18 protein-coding genes are annotated in these 22,376 nt (G+C 47.7%); 15 read left to right on the plus strand and 3 right to left on the minus strand.

What is annotated here, in order from left to right; translation table 11 throughout:
• The first annotated feature begins 68 nt into the window (after positions 1–68).
• The 12 genes from ACUUHJ_RS08735 to ACUUHJ_RS08790 all read left to right on the plus strand — a co-directional run bounded on the left by ACUUHJ_RS08735 (position 69) and on the right by ACUUHJ_RS08790 (position 17,025).
• Positions 69–1,358, plus strand: a complete 1,290-nt coding sequence (locus tag ACUUHJ_RS08735; RefSeq protein ID WP_289673973.1) for an IS3 family transposase — start codon at positions 69–71, stop codon at positions 1,356–1,358.
• Positions 1,359–1,768: 410 nt separating this feature from the next.
• A complete protein-coding gene (locus ACUUHJ_RS08740; protein WP_289676921.1) occupies positions 1,769–3,373 on the plus strand; it encodes a glutathione ABC transporter substrate-binding protein in 1,605 nt (534 codons plus the stop codon).
• A gap of 902 nt (positions 3,374–4,275) precedes the next feature.
• Positions 4,276–5,865, plus strand: a complete 1,590-nt coding sequence (locus ACUUHJ_RS08745; protein ID WP_472298701.1) for a glutathione ABC transporter substrate-binding protein — start codon at positions 4,276–4,278, stop codon at positions 5,863–5,865.
• A gap of 101 nt (positions 5,866–5,966) precedes the next feature.
• Positions 5,967–7,538, plus strand: a complete 1,572-nt coding sequence (locus ACUUHJ_RS08750) for a glutathione ABC transporter substrate-binding protein (RefSeq protein ID WP_472298702.1) — start codon at positions 5,967–5,969, stop codon at positions 7,536–7,538.
• A 37-nt stretch (positions 7,539–7,575) separates the two neighbouring features.
• Positions 7,576–8,799, plus strand: coding sequence for an amidohydrolase family protein (locus ACUUHJ_RS08755; protein ID WP_472298703.1), 1,224 nt, complete (start codon positions 7,576–7,578; stop codon positions 8,797–8,799).
• An 832-nt stretch (positions 8,800–9,631) separates the two neighbouring features.
• On the plus strand, positions 9,632–11,206 hold the full coding sequence (locus ACUUHJ_RS08760; RefSeq protein WP_472298704.1) for a glutathione ABC transporter substrate-binding protein: 1,575 nt from the start codon (positions 9,632–9,634) through the stop codon (positions 11,204–11,206).
• A 125-nt stretch (positions 11,207–11,331) separates the two neighbouring features.
• Complete coding sequence (locus tag ACUUHJ_RS08765; RefSeq protein WP_472301161.1) at positions 11,332–11,970, plus strand: NUDIX hydrolase; 639 nt, start codon at positions 11,332–11,334, stop codon at positions 11,968–11,970.
• A gap of 145 nt (positions 11,971–12,115) precedes the next feature.
• Positions 12,116–13,552, plus strand: a complete 1,437-nt coding sequence (locus ACUUHJ_RS08770; protein ID WP_472298705.1) for an MDR family MFS transporter — start codon at positions 12,116–12,118, stop codon at positions 13,550–13,552.
• Between the two features lie 146 nt (positions 13,553–13,698).
• Positions 13,699–14,949 carry a GNAT family N-acetyltransferase gene (locus ACUUHJ_RS08775; protein ID WP_472301162.1) on the plus strand — a complete coding sequence of 417 codons (1,251 nt, stop codon included), beginning with the start codon at positions 13,699–13,701 and terminating at the stop codon, positions 14,947–14,949.
• A 91-nt stretch (positions 14,950–15,040) separates the two neighbouring features.
• Positions 15,041–15,214: a hypothetical protein gene (locus ACUUHJ_RS08780; RefSeq protein ID WP_016739076.1), complete on the plus strand. Its 174-nt coding sequence runs from the start codon at positions 15,041–15,043 to the stop codon at positions 15,212–15,214.
• 77 nt (positions 15,215–15,291) lie between these two features.
• Positions 15,292–15,768 (plus strand): PilZ domain-containing protein, encoded by a 477-nt coding sequence (locus ACUUHJ_RS08785; protein WP_472298706.1) that lies wholly within the window; start codon positions 15,292–15,294, stop codon positions 15,766–15,768.
• A 114-nt stretch (positions 15,769–15,882) separates the two neighbouring features.
• Positions 15,883–17,025, plus strand: a complete 1,143-nt coding sequence (locus ACUUHJ_RS08790) for a DUF2087 domain-containing protein (RefSeq protein ID WP_472298707.1) — start codon at positions 15,883–15,885, stop codon at positions 17,023–17,025.
• Here ACUUHJ_RS08790 and ACUUHJ_RS08795 read toward each other — a convergent pair.
• The 3 genes from ACUUHJ_RS08795 to ACUUHJ_RS08805 form a co-directional block, all read right to left on the minus strand.
• Entirely contained in the window at positions 17,022–17,339 is a 318-nt protein-coding gene (locus ACUUHJ_RS08795; RefSeq protein ID WP_472298708.1) for a hypothetical protein, read from the minus strand. The genes ACUUHJ_RS08790 and ACUUHJ_RS08795 overlap by 4 nt on opposite strands.
• Before the next feature lie 119 nt (positions 17,340–17,458).
• Positions 17,459–17,911, minus strand: a complete 453-nt coding sequence (gene gerQ / locus ACUUHJ_RS08800) for a spore coat protein GerQ (RefSeq protein ID WP_289676932.1) — start codon at positions 17,909–17,911, stop codon at positions 17,459–17,461.
• Positions 17,912–17,943: 32 nt separating this feature from the next.
• A complete protein-coding gene (locus tag ACUUHJ_RS08805) occupies positions 17,944–18,366 on the minus strand; it encodes a cell wall hydrolase (protein WP_064200996.1) in 423 nt (140 codons plus the stop codon).
• Between the two features lie 168 nt (positions 18,367–18,534).
• Between ACUUHJ_RS08805 and ACUUHJ_RS08810 the strand changes: the two genes are divergently transcribed.
• Genes ACUUHJ_RS08810 through ACUUHJ_RS08820 form a run of 3 tightly spaced genes read left to right on the plus strand, consistent with a single transcriptional unit; the run spans position 18,535 to position 22,327 of the window.
• Complete coding sequence (locus ACUUHJ_RS08810) at positions 18,535–18,951, plus strand: MerR family transcriptional regulator (RefSeq protein WP_472298709.1); 417 nt, start codon at positions 18,535–18,537, stop codon at positions 18,949–18,951.
• On the plus strand, positions 18,948–20,519 hold the full coding sequence (locus ACUUHJ_RS08815; protein WP_472298710.1) for a class I adenylate-forming enzyme family protein: 1,572 nt from the start codon (positions 18,948–18,950) through the stop codon (positions 20,517–20,519). The genes ACUUHJ_RS08810 and ACUUHJ_RS08815 overlap by 4 nt, the downstream gene beginning before the upstream one ends.
• Positions 20,516–22,327: an acyl-CoA dehydrogenase family protein gene (locus tag ACUUHJ_RS08820; protein ID WP_472298711.1), complete on the plus strand. Its 1,812-nt coding sequence runs from the start codon at positions 20,516–20,518 to the stop codon at positions 22,325–22,327. The genes ACUUHJ_RS08815 and ACUUHJ_RS08820 overlap by 4 nt, the downstream gene beginning before the upstream one ends.
• Positions 22,328–22,376: the final 49 nt, after the last annotated feature.

A 22,376-nucleotide genomic window follows, 5' to 3' on the forward strand; every position in this document is an offset into this window, starting at 1 on the left:
ACGAGAAATGAGTGGGGATATGTTAGATGAGTAAAAACAGAATAAGTTTTACGGAACATGAGATACATATGTTAGAAAAAAATCAAAATGTACTTCGAGTAACAGGGAAAAACATCACGTATTCTCCTATGTTCAAATTTACCGCTGTACAGGCATATCGAGAGGGACAAACGCCGATTGAGATATTTCTTCAGGCAGGTTTCCCCTTAGAAATAATGGGTCGTCATACACCAAAAAAATGCTTACATCGATGGAGAAAAGTATGTACGACTTTTGGTGAAGCTGGATTAATTGAGGAGCGCAGAGGCAAGGGGAGCACCGGTAGAAAGTCAGAGGGAGAATTATCAGCAAAAGAAAAACTGAGACGTGCTGAAGCACGAATTAGGCTTCTGGAAGCAGAGAACGAACTTTTAAAAAAGCTAGAAGCGCTCGAAAGACAAACCAATAAGACGTTATCGTCTCCCGAGCGCTTTCAGCTTATTAGCATAGTTCTTCGTAAACATGGCTTGAAGCGTGTAACCCGTTATCTATGCCAGATTGCTGAAGTGAGCTCAAGTGGCTATTATCGCTGGTGTAGTGCTGAGGAACAGCGACAAATTCGAGAAGAAGCCGACGAACGAGACTTCCTGCTCATCAAGGAGCATTTCGAAACTCGAAAAGGGAGAGCAGGAGTGCTGGTCATTAAAATGAGATTGGAGCGAATGAACGGTGTCGTGATGAATCATAAAAAGATTCGTCGTCTTATGCAAAAGTTTAAGCTAGTCACTCTTATTCGGAAAGCGAATCCGTATCGAAAAATGGCCAAGGCTACTCAGGAACACCGCACATGCCCAAACCTACTTAAACGTCAGTTTGATCAAGGTATACCCGAGAAGGTTCTACTTACTGACATTACTTATTTGCGCTATGGTACTGGTCAATGGGCATATTTGTCTTGCGTAAAAGATGGGGCGACCAAACAGATTTTGGCACACTATCTGTCTTCGACATTGGAGTTATCACTAGTGAAACGGACACTAGACTTATTAATCAAACGATTGGACGGTAACGTCCATCCTGATGCTATTTTTCATTCGGATCAAGGAATGCACTACACTCATCTTACAACGAGGCGCCTTATTGCTGAGGCTGGTTTTAAGCAGTCGATGTCTCGCAAAGGTAACTGCTGGGACAACGCTTCAATGGAATCGTTCTTCGGTCATATGAAAGACGAACTCGAATATAAGGACTGTGTTTCACTTCAAGAGTTGCGTCAACGCGTCAACGAATATGTAACCTATTACAATTCAGAGCGTTATCAGTGGACATTAAAAAAGATGACTCCTGATGAAACCAGAAATCATCTCATTGCTGCTTAATTTGCAACAGGCTCTTTTTAAATACTGTCTATTTCTAGGGGAGTAGTTCAGACCTTGACAAAGCCTACCCAGTCGGAACTTCAAAAAGGGGACCACGCTTGTCGAACACTTCTTCCTCGAGAAACGTCCGCCCGTAGGGTGGCTTTGGCTCGACGGTCCCCTTTTTTAAGTGGAGACGTCCAGTGAATCCCCCTTGCGGGCCTGTCAGAGTCGAAGAGAACTGTGCTTTTTCTTCTCCTCCACTATGTAGGCACCTTCAATAGAGTTATTTTGAACATTCAAAAACGACATAGTAAAGAAAGTGAAAAGAAAGGTAAAGATAATGAAAAGATTAATAGTGAGAAAATTAGTAATATTTAGTCATGTCATATTCTTTTCATTCTATCATCCAGAATAAGGGGGCATTCACAGTGAAGAAGAAGCACATGCTACGATCCATTCTCGCCCTGTCCGTCTTGGTTTCCACAGTCTTGGCAGGCTGTGGTGGCAGTCAGACATCCAGTGGGACGAATTCCGCGCCCAACTCCAATCAAGCTTCGACTAGCCCCGCGTCTTCATCGGCCGCAACGGGTGGAGGTGGTACCCTGATTATTGCCCGCCTGTCCGATGCGAATAATCTGGACCCGCATTTTAGTACCCAGATTAACTCCATGGCAGTGACGCAGCACAAGCTCTATGAAGGTCTGGTCATGATGGATCGGAATAGCGAGTACAAACCTCTTTTGGCAAAAGAATGGAAACAAAAAGACGATGTCACCTGGGAGTTCACACTGCGTGACGGTGTTACCTTCCACGATGGGGAGCCTTTTAATGCGGAAGCGGTGAAAAAGACGATCGACCGAATTTTGGACAAAGACAATCCGACTCCCAAAGCAAACATGTTTGGCATGATTAAAGAAGTGAAGGTCATTGACCCACTGAAAGTAGAGATTATTTTACATTATCCGTTCGCAGGGCTCCTGTCCGTTCTGGCGAGTGCCGAGGGTGGCATCATTAGTCCGAAGGCGATGAAGGAATTTGGCAAAGAGTTGTCCAAGAAACCGGTAGGGACGGGGCCGTTCATCTTTGAATCATGGACACCTGGACAAGAAATCGTCTTGGTGAGAAACGAGAAGTATTGGGGAAACAAGCCGAAGCTGGAAAAAGTTGTTTTCAAGACCATTCCTGAGGATGCGACACGTGTAGCCATGGTGGAGACAGGGGAAGCTCATGTCGCAGAACAGCTACCGGTCACTGAACTGGAAAGGGTACAGAACTCGCAGAGCATGTCTTTGGGGCGGTTCGAATCATTCGCGGTTGACCATATCGGGATGAACGTCAAGCAGAAGCCTTTTGACGATGTTCGGGTTCGTCAGGCCATCGCCCATGCGATTGATAAGGAAGCAATTATTAAAGGGGTTTATAACAATGTCGGAAAAGTAGCGATCTCGTCATTAGGGCCAAAAGTCATCGGCTACAGCCCGAATATTAAAACGCCAGAATACGATTTGAACAAAGCGAAGCAATTGCTCACCGAAGCAGGCTACGCCAACGGATTCAAGGCAACCATCTATCTCAATGACAACAAGGCACGGATCAATGTGGCAGAAGTGCTGCAATCCCAGCTGAAGGGAATTGGCATCGACTTGCAGATTCAAGTGATGGAGTTCGGCGCGTATTTGGAATTGGCGGCAAAAGGGGAAGCGCAAATGTTCATTAGTGGCTGGGGCAATGCGACCGGGGATGCCGATTACAACCAGTACAACCTCTTCCACAGCACGTCAGCAGGTGTGCCAGGCAACCATTCCTTCTACAATAATCCGAAAGTCGATGCGCTGATCGAGGCGGGGCGTAAGGAAAAAGATCCAGAGAAGCGCAAGGAAATCTACGCAGAGGCGCAGCAAATCGAGATGGAGGAGGTGCCGTTGCTGCCATTCCGCAGCAGTGAAAACCTCGCAGCCATTGCAAAAAATGTACAAGGTGTGTACATCAGTCCATCAGGGTACATTGATGTGAGCCAAGTCACGATTCAATAGCAGGAGCTAGAGACCTTCTCCACCAAATGGAGAGGGTCTTTTTTTAGTAGATAAGAATTTATAAAAATTCATATCGACATGGATGACTTTTGCCCTTTGGGTACGAAGGCTTCACCAAAAATCTTGGCGAAGCCAGTATTGTGGCTGCGGTGGGGAGAAGAATATTTCCAGTCTAGGCTCCAGGCTCCGTCCTGCTGAGGGATAAGACTGTCCGCTCCGAAGGGATTTGCGGGGAAACGCAAAAGTGGTAGCCGCTTCGTCGCGCGGGCACGGTTGCGTTTCTTTTGCCCGCAAATCCCTTCTCCGCTTGGTAGGACTCCACAAGTCGCTACGTCTGGAAATATTCTTCTCTGGCGTAACTGATGATCTTATTCAATCTTTAATTGTTTAAAAACCCGTTTAAGTACGGAAAGCTCGTAGAGGAAACAGGAGAAATAAGCGAAGATCTTAGGGACACCGACCGAGACGGAATGCAAAAAGCGAAACACGCTCTTAAGCGTCCACCTCTGAAAAACCTCCTGAATCGACTACTTTGGACGCGGTTTCGCTTTTTGCATGGAGTCGTGCAGTCAATCCCCCAAGGGGTGGCCCTAGAATCTGAGCGTTTTCTCCTGTTTCCTCCCCACCACTACAGCAACATATACTCCAAGTCTATTTTTATTGCATCATTCGCATAAAAGTAGAAAAAGTGAAAAAAAGAGTAAAGAAAGTAAAAATACAAGTAAAGAGAGTGAAAATAAAGCGACAGAATAGTGGGTAAAATGAGATATGCGCGAATGGTCAAAATATTCAAGTGCATCTGGCGCAAAAAGCGTTCACGACCGTTTTTTTGACCGCAAGCGGTCACATCAACATGGATGAAAAACAACGAGACGTTTTTCACAAAAGAGGGGGATAACTACATGAAAAAAAAGACGCGCTTTTTCCAGACGCTGCTTGCCATGACCGTTGCGGTTTCTACAGCGTTGGCAGGCTGCTCACAAGCACCTGGAGCAGCAGGGACTTCCCATTCTTCAGGGCAAACCAATGCTTCATCACCAGCTGGTAAAGAAGGCGGGACACTCGTCATCGCCCGCTTGTCTGATGCGAACAACCTTGACCCACATTTTCTAACGCAAATCAATTCCGCCGCCATCATTCATCACAAGGTATACGAGGGTCTCGTTCGGATGGACAAAGAAAGCAAATATGTAGGCTCACTCGCTTCTGAATGGAAGCAGCTCGATGATGTGACATGGGAATTCAAGCTTCGCTCTGGTGTGACATTCCACGATGGCACGCCATTCAATGCGGAAGCTGTGAAAAAGACGATTGCACGTGTTCAAGACCCGGCAGTAGGGTCTAACCGCGCCAATTTGTTTGAAGCCATTAAGGAAGTAAAGGTCGTGGATGATACTACGGTTCGATTCATCCTGCACTATCCATACGCACCACTCCTGTCAGTGCTCGCCAGTGCAGAGGGGGGAATTTTATCACCAAAAGCGATTGAACAGTATGGGAAAGATTTGACCAAGCATCCAACGGGAACAGGGCCTTATAAATTCGAATCATGGACACCTGGTCAAGAAGTCGTCCTGGTGAAAAACGACAGCTATTGGGGCGAAAAACCGAAGCTGGACAAAGTCGTCTTCAAGACCGTTCCAGAGGATACGACCAGACTCGCGATGGTCGAGACAGGAGAAGCGAATGTAGCTGAGCAATTGCCAGTGACAGAAGTCGAGCGGGTGAAAAATTCTCCGAGTATGACACTTGGTCGTTACCCTGCTTTCGCTAGCGATCATATCGGGATTAACAACTCGAAGAAGCCATTCGATGATGTACGCGTTCGTCAAGCGATTGCACATGCGATCGATAAGAAAACCATCCTTCAAGGGGTCTACAACGATGTCGGGACGGTTGCCCATTCCTCCATTACCCCGTCCATGGTTGGTTACAGCCCGAATGTAAAAGACTTGCCTTACGATCTGGAAAAATCCAAAAAGCTGTTGGCGGAAGCTGGATACGGAAGCGGCTTCAAAGCAACCATTTACTTGAATGATAACAAGGCACGAGTAAGCTTGGCAGAGGTGCTTCAGCAACAGCTGAAACAAATCAATATCGATTTGGAAGTCAAAGTGCTAGAGTTCGGTGCTTATATTGAAGCAGCCAACAAAGGCGAAACAGAATTGTTCCTCAGCGGTTGGGGAAATGCCACAGGTGATGCAGACTACAACCAATACAATCTGTTCCACACGAAGTCGCAAGGGGCAGCTGGCAACCATGCTTTCTACAGCAATCCGGAAGTGGACAAGCTGATTGATGAGGGTCGCAAAGAGAAAGACGAAGAAAAACGGAAGCAAATCTACGAAAAAGCACAGCAAATCGAAATGGACGAAGCGGCAATGGTACCATATCGCTTCTCAGAAAACCTCGCAGCGATTCAAAAAGGCGTAGAAGGAGTTTGGATCAGCCCAGCAGGACACATTGAGATCGACGATGTAACCATGCCATAATTTCAGCAAAAAAGTGCTTCACGATCAGCATAGCTTCGCCCATTGGGAACGAGCTATGCTGATTGATTATACACAGAAAGAATAAAATGGGGGCGAGTCTAGTGAAAAAACAGAAGATGCTAGGTTCAATGCTGGTAGGTATCCTGAGCGTTGGCCTCGTGCTTACAGGCTGTTCATCGGGTACAGAGCAAGGTACGGCAGGGACTCCGACTGCGAAGGAAGCTCCGGCAACAGATCAGACGCTGGTGATTGCAAGGCAGTCTGACGCAAACAATCTGGATCCGCACTTTATTTCAGCGATCAATGCAGCGAGTGTGGTCCATCACAATGTGTACGAAGGTCTTGTCCAGCGGGATGATAACATGGCGTTCAAACCAATGCTAGCCACGGAATGGAAGCAGTTGGACGATGTCACCTGGGAGTTCAAGCTACGTCAGGGAGTCAGCTTCCACGATGGTACGCCATTTAACGCCGAAGCGGTGAAAGCAACATTCGCACGCGTACGCGATGAAAAAGTCGCTTCTCCACGTGCGTCTCAGTTTAAGATGCTTTCGGAAATAAAAGTAGTGGATGATTACACCGTGCAATTCAAGTTAGCTTACCCGTACTCCCCATTGCTGTCGATCCTCGCCAACCACGAAGGCAGCATCATCAGTCCAAAAGCAATAGAGCAATATGGCAAGGACCTGAGCAAACATCCCGTCGGTACAGGACCGTTCGTATTTGAATCGTGGACACCTGGCCAAGAGATTGTACTTGTAAAAAATGACAATTACTGGGGAGAGAAGGTAAAATTCAAGAAGGCCGTCTTCAAAGTCGTACCGGAGGACACGACCCGCGTAGCCATGGTAGAGACGGGAGAGGCGCACATCGCTGAACCATTGCCGGTAACGGAAATTGACCGCGTCAGTAATTCCCCTCATATGAGCTTGTACCGAACAGAGGGCTTGGGGACAGATTTCATCGGGTTCAATACCAAGAAGAAGCCGTTTGACGACATCCGTGTTCGTCAGGCGATCAACTATGCGATTGAGACCGATGCGATCATCAAAGGTGTGTACAACGATGTCGGAACGAAAGCGAATTCCGCAGTAAGTCCGAAGGTTCTTGGATACGATGGGGCGTTAAAAGGATACGAGTTCGATCCAAACAAGGCGAAGGCCCTGTTGAAAGAAGCAGGCTATCCAGACGGCTTCAAGACAACCCTGTGGACAGGCGATCGCAAGGAACGGATTAATGCTGCGGAAGTCATTCAGTCCCAGTTAAAAGGAATCGGCATTGAAGTAGAGGTAAAAGTGCTTGAGTATGGAGCCTATTTGGATGCAGAAGACAACGGTGAAACAGAGCTGTTCATCAGCGGCTGGGGCAATGCCACTGGAGACGCTGACTACAACCAGTACAATCTGTTCCATTCCAGCTCTTTGGGCAAAGGCGGTAACACAACATTCTACGTGAATAAAGAAGTGGACAAGCTGATTGAAGAGGGGCGCCGTGAGCAGGATACGGAAAAACGCAAGCAAATTTATGCGAAGGTGTTGGAGATCGAAAAGCAAGAAGCACCAATCGTCCCGATCCGCAATCTTGAACATGTCGCTGCAGTCAGCAAAAACATCAAAGGCTTCTGGACCAGCCCTTCTGGGTATATGATGATCAAAGGCATTACGATCGAATAACGCAAACATTTAGAGAGAAAAGGATGGGAGACGAAGCATGAAAGCAAGCTTGTGGATCAAAAATGCGAGTCTGGAATGTGGCTATATAGAGGAGAATGGCATCGTGACGGGAACAAAGACGGAGCGTTTCCACGTCCTGCTCACGGACGGTCGCGTTGAGAAAATCGTACCTGCTTTGTCAGATATACCTGACGGGGTATCTGTATGGGATGCACAAGGCCTACTGATGCTTCCCTCTTTCCGGGAAATGCACATTCATTTAGACAAAACATTTTATGGAGGTCCGTGGCAAGCTGTTCTTCCTGCTCCCAATCGTTTTTTTCGAATCGAGCAAGAGCAGGAACTGCTGCCTCGCCAGCTTCCTGTCGCCCGTGAGCGTGCAGAAAAGCTGCTGGAGTTAGTGCAATCGCACGGCGCTACTCACGTGCGGACGCATTGCAACATTGACCCGGTCATTGGGCTGAAAAATCTGGAAGCCACATTGGAGGCATTGGCAGCTTACCGTGAAAAACTTTCCTGGGAAATTGTCGCGTTTCCCCAACATGGCTTGCTGCGCAGTGATTCTGTTTCCCTCATTCGTGAGGCGATGAAGAATGGAGCCGGTCTCGTCGGTGGTGTCGATCCTGCTACGTTTGACGATGATATCGAGAAATCACTTGATACGATGATGGATATAGCGGTTGAAGCGAATGCGGATGTGGACATTCACCTGCACGAGCCTGGTCATTTGGGTGTTTATATTATGAAAAAATTGGCTGCAATGACGAAGGATGCGGGTTGGCAAGGTCGAGTCACTGTCAGCCATGCTTACGGGCTAGGAGAGGTACCGACTGCGGTGGCCGAAGAGGTCGCGGAGCTTTTCGCCGAGCAGCAAATCGCTGTCATGTCAGCTGTTCCCATTGATATGCCAACCATCCCAATTCCGTTGCTTCATGCCAAAGGCGTCCATGTTGGATTGGACAATGACAACATTACTGATCATTGGGACCCATTTGGAACCGGAGATATGTTACAAAAAGCAAACCGTCTGGCTGAACGGTTCCGGTGGATCGATGAGCGATCTCTATCGCGTGCACTGGGATTCGTTACTGGTGGCGTGACTCCACTGGATCAAGCTGGAAATCAGGTTTGGCCGAAAGTCGGAGATGAGGCAAATGCGGTTTTTGTCCGTGCCAAATGCTCCGCTGAGGCTGTGGCTAGACAATCTCCGAAGGAAGCGGTGGTTTTCTCGGGCAAGATGGTTTGGCAGAAACAATCATAAAGATAGTAAGCGCAATCCGATCTTCTCCAGAAGGTCGGATTTTTCATGTTATAAATGTGGCCGTAGTGAGGAAGAAGTGCATTTCCAGTCTACGCTTCGGCCTCCGCCCCGCAAGGGGGGATCGACTGTCCGCTTCGGAATGAATGGCGGGAGCGCTTCAAACGTAGATAATTTCAGGAAGTATCTCATAGGTGAAGCTGAAATTCCCCGCCATTCATTCCTACGCTGGGACGGGCTCCAGAGGCGCTTGGACTGGAAATGCACTTCTTCCAACGTAGCTTTTGTAATATCTTGAAAGCCAGGCAATACAAGATGATAAAAGATTACTTAACTAACTATAAAGGATTTTAAAACAAATCCATTCATTAAAATGCGGACAATCATCAAGAACCCTCAATCATTTTCTTATGGCCTTTCATATACAGATCGGAAAATCAGCAAACTACACCAAAGAAGCGTGTTTCCAGTCAAAGCGCCTCTGGAGCCCGACCGAGCGGAGGGATGAATGATGGGAGTGTTTTTAGCTTCAACGTGCGAATACTTCGTCGAGGCAACCACTTTTGAAGCGGCTCCCGTCATTCATACCGGAGCGGACAGTCTTCACCCCCTTGCTGGGCGGAGGCCGAAGCGAAGACTGGAAACACGCTTCTCCACCGAAGCAACGGTATCAAGTATATTTTCACACTTTTTAATCTGCACAAAATTAAATAAAAGTAAAAATATTATAAATTGATGTAAAGATGCTGAAAGGTTCGGTTGGGAATCTACCGTATAATGCAAATAAGAAATACATTCAGAATTTTCGACAGTATTCTACAGGGGGTAGACACAAATGAAGAAAACGCGCATGGTCGGTTCCTTGTTGGCTCTGACATTGACGGTTAGTGTTGCGCTGACTGGATGTGGTGGTGCGAGCTCGAAGCAATCCGGTTCGACGAATACAACTGCTGCTGAAGCTCCGAAAGAAGGGGGAACCCTGATTGTCGCTCGCAAGGCAGACGCCAACAATTTGGACCCGCATTTCATCTCCAATATTCCTTCAGCAAACTATGTGTATGGAAAAGTGTATGAGAGCTTGGTTTCTCGCGATAAAAACGGCGAGTACAAGCCTACTCTAGCTACTGAATGGAAACAGCTCGATGACTTGACATGGGAGTTTAAGCTCCGTGAGGGCGTTACGTTCCATGATGGTACACCCTTTACAGCAGACGCTGTGAAAAAGACGTTCGAACGAGTACGCGATCCAAAGGTTGCATCACCGCGTGCATCCAACTTCTCGATGATCAAGGAAATCAAGGTCGTGGATGACAAGACTGTACATTTCGTACTGGAGTATCCTTTTGCACCGCTGCTCTCCATCTTGGCTAGCTCAGAAGGAAGCATCATCAGCCCGAAAGCAATCGCCGAGCATTCCGATACATTGGCGAAGCAGCCTGTGGGAACCGGAGCTTTCAAATTTATATCCTGGACGCCGGGTCAAGAAATGAAACTCGCAAAAAATGATACCTACTGGGGTGAAAAGCCAAAGGTAGATGAAGTATTGTATAAGGTTGTTCCAGAAGATACGACGCGTGTAGCGATGATCGAAGCAGGCGAAGCGCACATCGGCGACCAGCTTCCCGTGACGGAAGTAGAGCGTGCACAGGCATCTCCTGGGATGAACATGGTGCGTGCAGAAGGCTTGGGTGTGGATTACATCGGCTTTAACGTGCAGAAGAAGCCATTTGATGATGTACGTGTACGTCAAGCTGTCGCACATGCTATCGAAAAGCAAGCCATTGTACAAGGGGTATACAACAATGTAGGAACACAGGCTGTTTCCTCGCTGTCACCAAAAGTCATCGGCTACAACCCGAATCTCCAGGATTACGCGTATGACGTCAATACAGCAAAAGCACTGCTCGCAGAAGCAGGTTACCCAAACGGCTTCAAGACAACCATCGTGACAGATGACCGTAAAGAGCGCATGAACGTAGCAGAAGTCATCCAGTCACAGTTGAAAGGCATCGGCATTGATTTGGAGATCAAAGTAATGGAATACGGTGCGTATCTGGAGTACGCAGACAATGGTGAGCATGCGATGTTCATCGGGGGCTGGGGCAATGCAACAGGGGATGGCGACTACAACCAGTACAACGTCTTCCACAGCACTTCGAAAGGCAGCGCAGGTAACATGGCGTTCTACAACAATCCAGAGGTAGACAAGCTGATTGAAGAAGGACGTCGCGAAAAAGATGCGCAAAAACGCAATGAAATTTACGCAAAGTTGCAAGAAATCGAGCTAAAGGAAGTACCGATTCTTCCAATTCGTACGATTGATCATGTGGCGGTTACATCCAAGAATGTAAATGGCTTCTGGCTGAGCCCTGTTGGCTACTTGATGCTGGATGATGTATCGATCAACTAAAGGTGATAGAAGGGATGGCGCTTGTCGCTGTCCCTTTTTTCGTCAATAGAGGAATTCACGTTCTGGACCGGGAATGTAACTTGGGGAAGAGAAATGCTCAAGAGACAAGTCATGGGGTGGAAAACATGCAGGAAGAGCAGCTAGACATATTTGACGAAGCAGGACAGCATATCGGGGTAGAAGCGCGTAGCGAAGTGCACCGCTTGGGGCTGTGGCATCAAACCTTTCACTGCTGGATTTATCGTGTAGTAGATGACCAGATCGAAATGTTGTTCCAAAAAAGACATCCACAAAAAGATACTTTTCCAGATCTGCTCGACATTACCTCTGCCGGTCATCTTCTCGCCGCGGAACAGCCATTTGACGGCGTGCGGGAATTGGAGGAGGAGCTGGGCTTGTCCGTGAGCTTTGAGGCATTGGACCCGTTAGGCGTGATTCGTGATGTAATGGTTGCCCCCTCTATCATTGATAAGGAAATGTGCCATACATTTTTGTATGAATGCGGTCAACCGTTACGCGAGTACCGTATACAGGAAGAAGAAGTCACGGGGCTGTTTTGGGTCAGTCTGCTTGAGTTAGAGCGGTTGTTTGCGGGCGAGATCGGACAGATGACGGTGAATGGATTTTTGCTAACGGAAAATGGTGAACCAAAGGATATAGCAATGATCGCAGCCAAGGCCGACTTCGTATCGCATGAAGTGCATTATTACCAGCAGGTGTTTGAAGCAGTGAAACGACGCGCAGCAAATGCAGCCAATCGATAACCCTGAACGGAAAAACAATGCCTCGCTTGTTATTTGACAAGACGAGGTTTTTCGTTGGTCGAGAAAGACTGTTTTTTCATGTGGTATACTAAACAATGCTTTTTCGCTACTCGCGATCATGCGTACATAGAGAGAGGAGATCGAGATGAGACTACAGATTATGATTGCCCTTATGCTCTCGACATTCCTTGCTGCGATGGAAGGAACGATTGTGAGTACAGCCGTACCGCGCATTACGAGCGATTTGGCAGGCTTTGAACAGGTGAGCTGGGTATACGCCATCTACATGCTTGCCACTGCCGTATCTGCTCCCATTTACGGCAAACTAGCTGATTTATTTGGCCGAAAAAATGTGTTGTTAATCGGGATCGGCATCTTTTTGTTAGGTTCTACGCTTTGTGGAGTGGCGACGTCAATGTGGCAGCTCATTGTTTTCCGTGCCATTCAAGGCTTAGGTGCTGGTTCCGTCATGCCGATTACGATGACCATTATCGGTGATTTGTATACGGAGCAGACTGCCCGGGCAAAAGCGCAGGGCTGGATTAGTGCTGTATGGGGACTTTCCGGTGTGGCAGGTCCGTTGGTCGGAGGATTTTTGGTCGATACACTGACGTGGCGTTATATCTTTTTTCTTAACTTGCCTTTTGGACTTGTATCGTTTTTCATGCTCATTCTTTTGTACAAGGAAAAGCTTGCCGTCAAAGAAAAGCGCCATATCGATTATCCGGGCGCGCTTATTTTTTCGGTCGGGACCATCGCCTTGTTGTATGCCTTGTTAACAGGTAGCCAGAATCAATCCTGGACCAGTCCAGTGACGATTTCCTTGATCGTATTTGCTTTGGTGACCTATCTGGTCTTTGTATCGGTGGAGAAGAAATCGCCTGAGCCGCTGATTCCGCTTTCGCTTTTCACCAATCGAAATGTAACCATGATCAATCTGCTGACGCTCTTGACCAATGGAATTGTAATCAGCATGGTGGTTTACTTGCCGATCTGGAGCCAGGGGGTCTTGGGCGAAAGCGCGACGATGGCAGGCTTTGTCCTGACACCGATGCCAGTTTGCTGGACGATTGGCTCTATCCTTGCGGGGAACTTGTTAGGAAAGCTGCGAGCGGAACAGTTATTTATCGCAGGGACAGCCGTTCTGACGGTAGCGACAACATTGTTGAGCTTCCTATCCATTCACTCAGCGGGATACCTCATTTATGTGGCTGTGGGCTCAATTGGTTTGGGAATGGGACTCATTTCCCCAATCGTTATGGTAAAAATTCAATCGTCTGTTGCAGTCGACAAGAGGGGGACTGCCATTGCCCTCAATACATTCACGGGTACATTTAGCCAAACCTTCGGGGCAGCAGTATTTGGAATGTTGTTCAACATGGTGACTGTAGCAAGTGGCCATACGAATTTAGGGGCCTCGTTTGAACACGGATCGATCCCGGTAGCCCAGCTGGCACAGATCCGAGACTTATTGGCTAGTGGTGTTCATGTGGTCTTCACAGGCACCTTCGTGCTTGCGATAGGCAGCTTTATTCTGACCCTTTTGATCGCAAAAGGAAACCGAGTCAAGCAGACACACTAATTCGAAGACGTCCGCCGCGTGCGGGCGTTTTTCGATATTTGGTTACAGTTTTCCAAAAAATGCAAACTTCATATTGCCAGCCGTTACATACATCGATACTATTTTCCTAGATGCCCAATTTCTTGCAGACAGGAGTGCATGAGATGATGGAGGAGATTCGCCCGGTTTCCATTGACGATATCGATGAGGTCGTGAGAATTGCAGCGCTGAGCTACCCAGGAAGCAATCTACTGGGTGCAGAGAGCAGACAGCGATTTGCCGAACGCGTAAGGGAGACGATCGAAAACGACCCACATGTCAGCTACCACGGCTGCTACCGTGATGGACAATTAGCGGGTATAATGAAATGGTACGATTTTCCTATGAATGTTCTTGGTACACCGCTTTTGACTGGCGGAATTGGGCTGGTCGCCGTAGACCTTTTGCATAAAAAGGAAAAGGTCGCCATGTCGATGCTTCAAGGTTTTCTTTCCAGCTATCGGGAACGGGGAATCTCGCTGGTCTCTCTCTATCCGTTTCGTGTTGATTTCTACAAGCAAATGGGTTTTGGAATAGGGACCAAGGTTCATCAATACAAGTTCAAGCCGTTCAGCCTGCCGTTTGTAGGCAAGGACAAAATCGTTTATATAAGAAAAGAGGACAAAGAAGAACTGTCTGCTTGCTATCATCGCATCGCCCGTCAAACCCATGGCATGATCAAGCGAACAGACCGTGAGTGGGACAGACTCCTCGACGTCCCTGAAATGATTGTCGTCGGTTACAAAAAGGAAGGGAGATTCGCCGGCTATCTCGCTTTCCAGTTCCAGAGCGCTCATGAAAAAAACAAACTCGTCAACAACATAGAAGTAAGAGAGCTTCAATATGAGAACCGCGAAGCACTTGCACAACTGCTCTCTTTCCTACGGAGCCAGGCCGATCAGATTCAGCGAATCGAGTTCACGACGCCGGACGAAGATTTTCACTTGTTGCTATCCGACCCGGGCAATGGAACGGATTCGATTTTATGGAGCATTTATCATGAGAGCCATGTATCTGGAGTCGGTCTGATGTATCGGATTATTGATGTACCAGGATTTTTCCGTCAGCTGTCCCACCACCGATTTGGTTCGGAAACAGTGAATGTAAAGCTGACGATCCATGATTCGTTCCTGCCTGAGAATGAAGGAACATGGCTCATCAAGTTTGTCGATGGACGTCCGGAAGTAGGAGAGGCAGCGGAGTCTGACGTTTCGGTGGAGCTAGATATTTCGGATTTTTCTTCACTCGTGATGGGGGTAGTAACGGCCCGCAAGCTGTATCAATACGGCCAGTTGGAGCTGGATGCACCAGAAAAGCTCCCCATTTTGGATAGACTGTTTGCTGTTTCCGAGAAGCCAAGAAGTGTGACAACCTTTTAGAAAAAGAAGGTTCGTCACGTTTTTGACACATTTGGTTATCTTATTTTGCTTCCTCCCATATGTTGTTAGTAAATGGGAGGAGGTAGGGTTTATGATCTTTCTAACACTGGTTATCTTTTTTGCATTTCTTTTGATTGTTTGGGTGGTCGTTAGACTCCTCTTCCGGCTGGAAAAGCATGATTCCATCACACATGATGAGAGGGAATTATGGAATCGTTTTCAAGTGAAGGAGCAGGAGATCAGATACCGAAAGCCCAAAAAATAAAAAGAAAGGCGCCAAGATGACAGGCGCTCTTTCTTTTGCGTGTTACCCACTATGAGATGAGAAAGAAGGAGAAAACAATGCCAGGTAGATCAGAGGGGCATCAACGTGAATTTTTTCGCTTACGTCTAGAATACGCCCTCTGTGCAGACATGACCATTGTGCTGGTCAAAGGGAAAACCATGGAGATTGGGAGCACGCAGGTATTGATCGAGGATATTGGGGCAGGTGGACTTCGTTTTCTTTCTCATCTCAAAATGCCAGCAAATGACCAGCTCGTTCTGCAGTTTGCGACGGAATTGTGCGGACAGGCTCTGAAAATGTACGGCCACGTAGTTCGTACGATTCCGTGGGAAACGGACTATTATGAATACGCTGTACGGTTTACGATGGAAGAGGAACAACATCTGGAGATTAATCGCATGGTAAACCGATTGGCCATCCGCTATCGGCAGAAACGTACAGCAACAGAAGGACGTTTCTACAAAGGTGACCGTTTGACATTTTTAAAAGAGTTGGCTCAAGCAAGCCTTTCGATGCGAGCCAGTGAAGTATAGATAAAAAGGCTTTCTGTTGTGCGAATACAACGGAGAGCTTTTTTGTTTGACACGGAATAAACACGATGATAAGTTATCTATAATAACTCAAACGAATAAAGGTTGTGTTTATATATGAGTCTTCACGAAGCATTTTGGAGCGCTTCTCTTCAAGAATGGAAGCAAGGTTACATCGAACAAGACGAACACTTTATGTGTTTGCTCTGCGGGGAACAGGTGGAGAAAGGAATCATTTATCCAGTGGAGGGTGTCCTGTACGAAGCGTCCCGCTTTATCCGCCATCATATCGAGGTTACGCACGGTTCTGTCTTTACCCACCTGAGCCAGTTGGATAAACGATTGACGGGCTTGTCTGATCATCAAGTTAATTTACTTCGCCTTTTTTACCAAGGAAAGACAGACGCCGAGGTTCAAAATGAAATGGGGATCGGCAGTGCATCGACGATCCGTAATCACCGCTTTGCACTCAAGGAGAAAGAACGTCAGGCCAAGGTGTTCCTGGTAATGATGGAGTTATTGCATGAAGCGGATAAACAGCAATCGTCCAACGATGCCAAATCAAGCAAGCAAAAGAACACCTCGAAAGATGGCGATGCCACAGAATATGCCGCGGTCGTAAAGAAATTCCTTCCGAATGGACTATCAGGTCGATTAGAGCGCTTCCCACGCAAGCAAAAGCATAAACTCATCCTACTCGAAGAGATTTCTAAAAAGTTCGAGCTTGATCGTTTCTACACCGAGTGGGAAGTGAATGAGATTCTCGAAGGTCTCTACGATGATTATGTGACCTTGCGGAGATATTTAGTCGATGCAGGATTGATGGATAGACAGGCGGACGGCAGTCAATATTGGCGGATCGCTGTGGAAAACGAAGGAGAGCAACGGGGGGCGCAGCAGATGAATCGCAAGCAAGAGCTCAAGCAGATGTACAAGGAAGTTGAAACCGATGCAGGTGTTTATCAAATAAAGAACAAGCAAAATGACAAAGTCTTCATCGCTAGCACGAATAACCTAAAAACGATCAATGGTAGAAAGTTCATGCTTCAGCATGGCTCGCATCCTAATCGACAGCTGCAAAAAGACTGGGATAAATACGGTCCGGACGCTTTTGAAATCAAAGTGCTAGAGAAGGTTGAAAAGAAAGACCACCCGTATTTTGATTTGAAGGATGCATTGGAAAAACTCGAAGATAAATGGATGAAAAAGCTGACGCCATATGGTGATCGAGGCTATCACGTGCAAAAAGATCCGTCCTAGTCTCGTCCACCTTCGAGCATGCGGAAGCGCTCCAAGTGATCCCACAGACCTTCCTTTTGTAAGATATGGACTTGTTTTTCGCCAAATAAATCAAAATGCGGGAAGGGCGCACGATTATGAATGTAGGCAGGATCGAGTCCGTTGGCAAGGCACCAGTCTGTCAGTAACGAATAATTGGCACAGCCTACTTTTGTAACGGTTTTGATTCCAGGAAACCGGGGGTCCAGCCAATAGTGGGTAAGAAATGCCAATTCACCTTGACTAACGGCTTGCTTCCAACGGTTTAGTTCGTCTCGTGTAATCCCAAATGCCACTCTTCCTCATCCTTTGCAAAGTGTATCTCCCTCATTAATAGCATGGAATGATAGATACGTCAAAAAGACAGTTCTCCCCGGGGATAGCCGAAGGAAACTGTCTTTTTGTACTTGGTTTGCTACCGAACTCCTGTAGGAAGCTGAGGCGGGATGTAATTCAATTCTTCGTCTGCGGTGATGTAATCCGTGTGGACCATGAGGAGCAAATAGCGTTTGCCGGTTTGCGGATCACTGAGAATAATGTGGTCGCGGCCAGCAGTTTCGAGGACACCGCGGAAAATTTTGGCGTTCCATTGGCTGTTGTTTTCAAACGTTTGGTACACCGTAATGACTTTGCCTCGATTCAGGCGAAGGATGTTTTCGATGTACGATTCTTCCAGCACTTGCCCAGGAGTAATGGGCATTCCGGGAATCAAGGACCCGCTTGGTTGCATCGGAACCAGTTGAGGTTGCTGTTGCTGAATCATCTGCTGCTGTTGCTGAGGTATGCCGTATGGATACTGTGCGGATGGGTACATGTCGTAGCCGTATTGTTGTTGAGGATAACCAGTGTAAGGCATTTGTTGACTCATGATGAACTCGCTCCTTTATCTATCTATTCCTTTTAATAGACGCGTGGACAATCTGCAGGTGTTGGAACGAAGAAGCAGTGTGCCTTATAGCGACCGGAGTTTTGTTGATCCCACCAAGTAGCTGGACAGTTTCCGGAAGGCCGGTAGAACCATAATGCGTTGCTAGCCGGACGGGTCTTTTCGCCATTGACTGCGCGCTGCGCCAATCGTCTTTCTTTATCCCTGGTCCGTTGATAGAAATACGGCTTCTGGACCGCTTCGAATCCTCCCGGAGATTGATAGACCATGTCACGCATGCTGCGAATGTTTTTGAAGTCAAGGCAGTTACCTAAAATCCGATTTACCCCAACGTTGCCAACCATCAACATGCCCAACTCACCTTCACCCTCAGCCTCAGCTCGAATCAGTCTGGCAAGCATATCGACATCTTTGGAGTTCGCTTTGATGACGGCCATTGCTTCACCTCCTTCCCCAAAAATCACAATAACAATATATGGGCGAATAATAGATTGGTGATTGGCCCTATAAATTTTTCATCAAGTTGACGTTTACGTAAACGGCAGTTACAATCATTTTGTTCGGTGAATTCTGAATTTTATAAATGTAAGTGAGGGGCGCTGGACATGAACAGAGAAGGAATACAGAAGGAAGAATCGTGGACCATCTCTGATTTTGCTCAACAAATAGATGTCAGCACCAGAACGATTCGGTACTACGAAGAGCTAGGCTTGATTTTCCCCAGTCGGACAGAGAAGGGCAGCAGGCACTACAACCGCAAGGATCGTGCCAGGCTGCGACTCATTTTGCGAGGGAAGCGCTTTGGATTTTCGTTGGATCAGATTCGCGAGATGATTGAGTTGTTCGACGAGGATCGTACAGGTCGGGCGCAGCTTTTGCGAACGATTGAGTACGGCAACCAAAAGCTGGGTGAGATCGACGAGAAAATCATGGAACTCCGACAACTGAGAGAAGACATTCTCGTCTACAAGCAAAACTTTGAACAAAAATTGCTTGAAGAAAATGAGGAGGAGAAACGATGAACGTATCAGCTCTGCTCGCAGCAAACGGAAGGAAATACCCTGACAAGCCCGCTCTGGTTGCAGGAGATGTACAGGTCACCTATTCCCAGTGGGATACACGCTCTACACAGTGGGCTTTCTATTTGCGAGAGCTTGGCATCCAGCAAGGGGATCGGGTCGTCATGCTGATGCCCAATTGTCCGGAGTTTGCCATTTTTTACGTCGCCGTCATTCGCACTGGTGCACTCGTCGTGCCGATCAACGCGCGCTCAACTCAAGAAGAAGTACGACATATATGTGAACATGCCGGAGCAAAGGCACTTCTTGTTCACGATGCCCTCGTGCCGATCGTGAATGAGTGGGTCCTTCAAACGTCGCAGCTTGTGGCAATCAAAACAGGAACGAGCCAAGGGAATTGGCAGGGCATTGCTGATTGGGATGCCACTGACGTGTCTTTTAATGAAATGAATGCGCTTTCTCTACAGCCCTATTTGGTGAACATGAACGAAGATAGCGAGATCAGTATCCTCTATACATCTGGAACGACAGGACGCCCTAAAGGGGTGCTTTATACACATAGAAACGTATTGACTGTCGCGAAAATGATGTCGATTGAACTGACGATGACACATCGTTCTCGAATTTTACATTTGATGCCGCTGAGTCATTCGGCTCCGCTCCATCTCTTTTTCATTGCAGGGCTCATGCTTGGCGCCACTCAGGTAATGGCTCTGACCTTCTCGCCGCAGCTTCTTTTGGACTTGGTGCAGCAGCATCGGATTACGCATTTCTTCGGGGCGCCCGTGGCGTATTTGCTGACGATGAAGCATCCAGAGTTTGCGGCGTACGATTTGTCTTCCATCGAATATTGGATGTATGGCGGGGCTCCTCTGTCCAAAGAGATGGCTGCGCTCATGGAAGAAGCTTACGGACGCGATAAACTGGCGTGCGTCTACGGATTGACGGAGGCAGGGCCGACCGGAATGTGTCTTTTGCATAGAGAGCATCCAAATAAAATCGGCAGTATAGGCAATCGTGGTGTATTGTTCGTCGAAATGGAGGTCGTAGACGAGCGAGGAGAGCGATGCGCCAGTGGCGAAGTGGGCGAAATTCGCTTACGTGGGGAAGGGACAATGAAAGGATACTACAACAATCCAGAGGCTACAGCAGAATCGATACGAGATGGTTGGGTGTATACGGGCGATATTGCACGGGTAGATGAGGATGGATTTCTATGGATGATGGATCGCAAAAAAGACGTGATGATCACGGGTGGGGTTAACGTTTACCCCAAGGAAATCGAGCAGTTGTTGGAGCGTCATCCGTTGATTGGAGAGGTAGTGGTTGTAGGTTTGCCACATGTGGAGTGGGGCGAGACGGTTACGGCCTATGTGGTGCTAAAATCAGGAGTTGATAACAATGGAGATTGGCTAGAGGAAATCCAAAGCTTTTTGCGCGGTCATCTCGCCGATTACAAGCTCCCGAGACAGGTCCATATTGTCCCTGCGCTGCCGCGGAATACGAGTGGAAAAGTCCTGAAGCATGTATTGCGTGATGTCAGTTCCCAAAAGGAAGTGGAGCTGCGATGAGTGATTTGCAAACGAGCATCGATCAGCGAACTTACAGTGACAACATCCCGCACCCGCGTATGCCACAGGAGGAAAACTTTTTCAAAGCAGATCCCAATCTCAATTACTTGCTGGTACGTTATCTCCCTGCTTCCATGCATGAATGGGCCAAACAGCAGTTGAGCTGGTTAGGTGCGCAAGTGGCAGGACCCATCGATGAGCGTGCCGCTTATACAGACAGAGAAGGCAAGCCAAGATTGCGCAAGTACAATCGGCTGGGCGAGGATATTTCCGAGATTATTACCAATGAAGGCTACAAGGAAACAGTAGCAGAGGTTTACGGAGCAGGCATCGTCAGCTATTTGTATCAAGACATCCCTGAGTTGGGGAGAAAAGCGCCGTACAGCTATTCCTTTTTCATGGGCTATCTCGTAAGCCAGTCTGAGCCGGGATTTTATTGCCCTGTCACCTTGTCGATGTCAGCCGCTTATTTACTTGATCGTTACGGCAGCGAAGAGCAGAAGGAGCAGTACCTGACAGGACTGACCTCTCGTGACCGCACTCGCTTGTATGAAGGGGCTACTTGGCTGACCGAGCGACAGGGCGGGTCGGATGTCGGTGCGAATTTGACCGTTGCAGAGCCAGTAGCAGGTCGGCCCGGAGTGTACCGATTGACAGGAGAAAAGTTTTTTGCGAGCAATGCAGGAGCATTTGTTGTGACTGTTTTGGCAAGAATCGATGAGAAGAAACCGGGAACAAAAGGGCTCGGACTGTTTTTGGTGCCTTGGGTAAAGCCTGACAACGAACGCAATCACATCCAGGTCCGCCGCTTAAAGGAAAAGCTGGGCGTCAACGCCGTACCATCTGCGGAGATACTGTTGAACGGGGCAGAGGGTTATTTAATCGGGGAGCCACAGAACGGCTTCAAATACATGGCAGAAGCCCTGAACCTCTCGCGCATTTGCAACGCGATTGCTTCGATTGGGATTATGCGTCGAGCTTTTTACGAAGCGAGGTATTATGCCGAGCAACGCCGTGCATTCGGGAAGCCAATTGATCAGTACCCGATGGTAAAAGAAATGCTGGTGAGCCTCTTATTGGATACAGAGGTCAGTACGGGTGCAGTGTTTGATATGATTGCTGTCTATGATCGCTTGCAGTCTCATTCCGCGAGCAAAGAGGATAACGCGCTTGCTCGCCTACTGATTCCTTTGCTGAAATACCGTACAGGGGAAGAAGCTGTCAAATCAACCCATACCGCGATTGAAATTCATGGCGGTAACGGCTATATCGAGGAATACGTGACGCCGCGTCTGTTGCGTGACGCGCAAGTTTTGACCGTATGGGAAGGCACCTCGAATATACTGGCACTCGATATTTTGCGTGTGATGCAAAAAGAAAACAGCCACGAAGTGTTTAGCAGAATGCTTCGGGAGCGCATAGCTGGCTGGAAGCATGCCTTTTCACAGCCGTACGCCGAGCTGATTCGAACAGAACTGGCCATCCTGGAGGAAAATATCGCCTATCTCATGCAACAGACCCACGATTATGTAACGTACAAATTAAAAGCGCTCGCAGACCATATGGTAGATTTGTACACCTTATCATGCATCGTCAGTGAAGCAGAGGATCAGGTGACGCGTGAGGGAAATGCGCGCAAGTACATTTTGGCAAAGCTGTATGCCGAAAAGCATTTCCCTTCACGAAAAAAGCGGGGGATTCAAGGCGATTCTTTGCTGGATGTTCAGTTCTTTACCCAACTGATGGAGTATCAGTTTGTCAGCGTAGAAGAGTGGGCCCAACAGTCCGCTATTGTTCCGACCCAATAATCAAAAAGCGCCTTTTGTCCACTTGTTGAGGTGGCAAAGGCGCTTTTGA

This window comes from Brevibacillus schisleri (assembly GCF_055685845.1).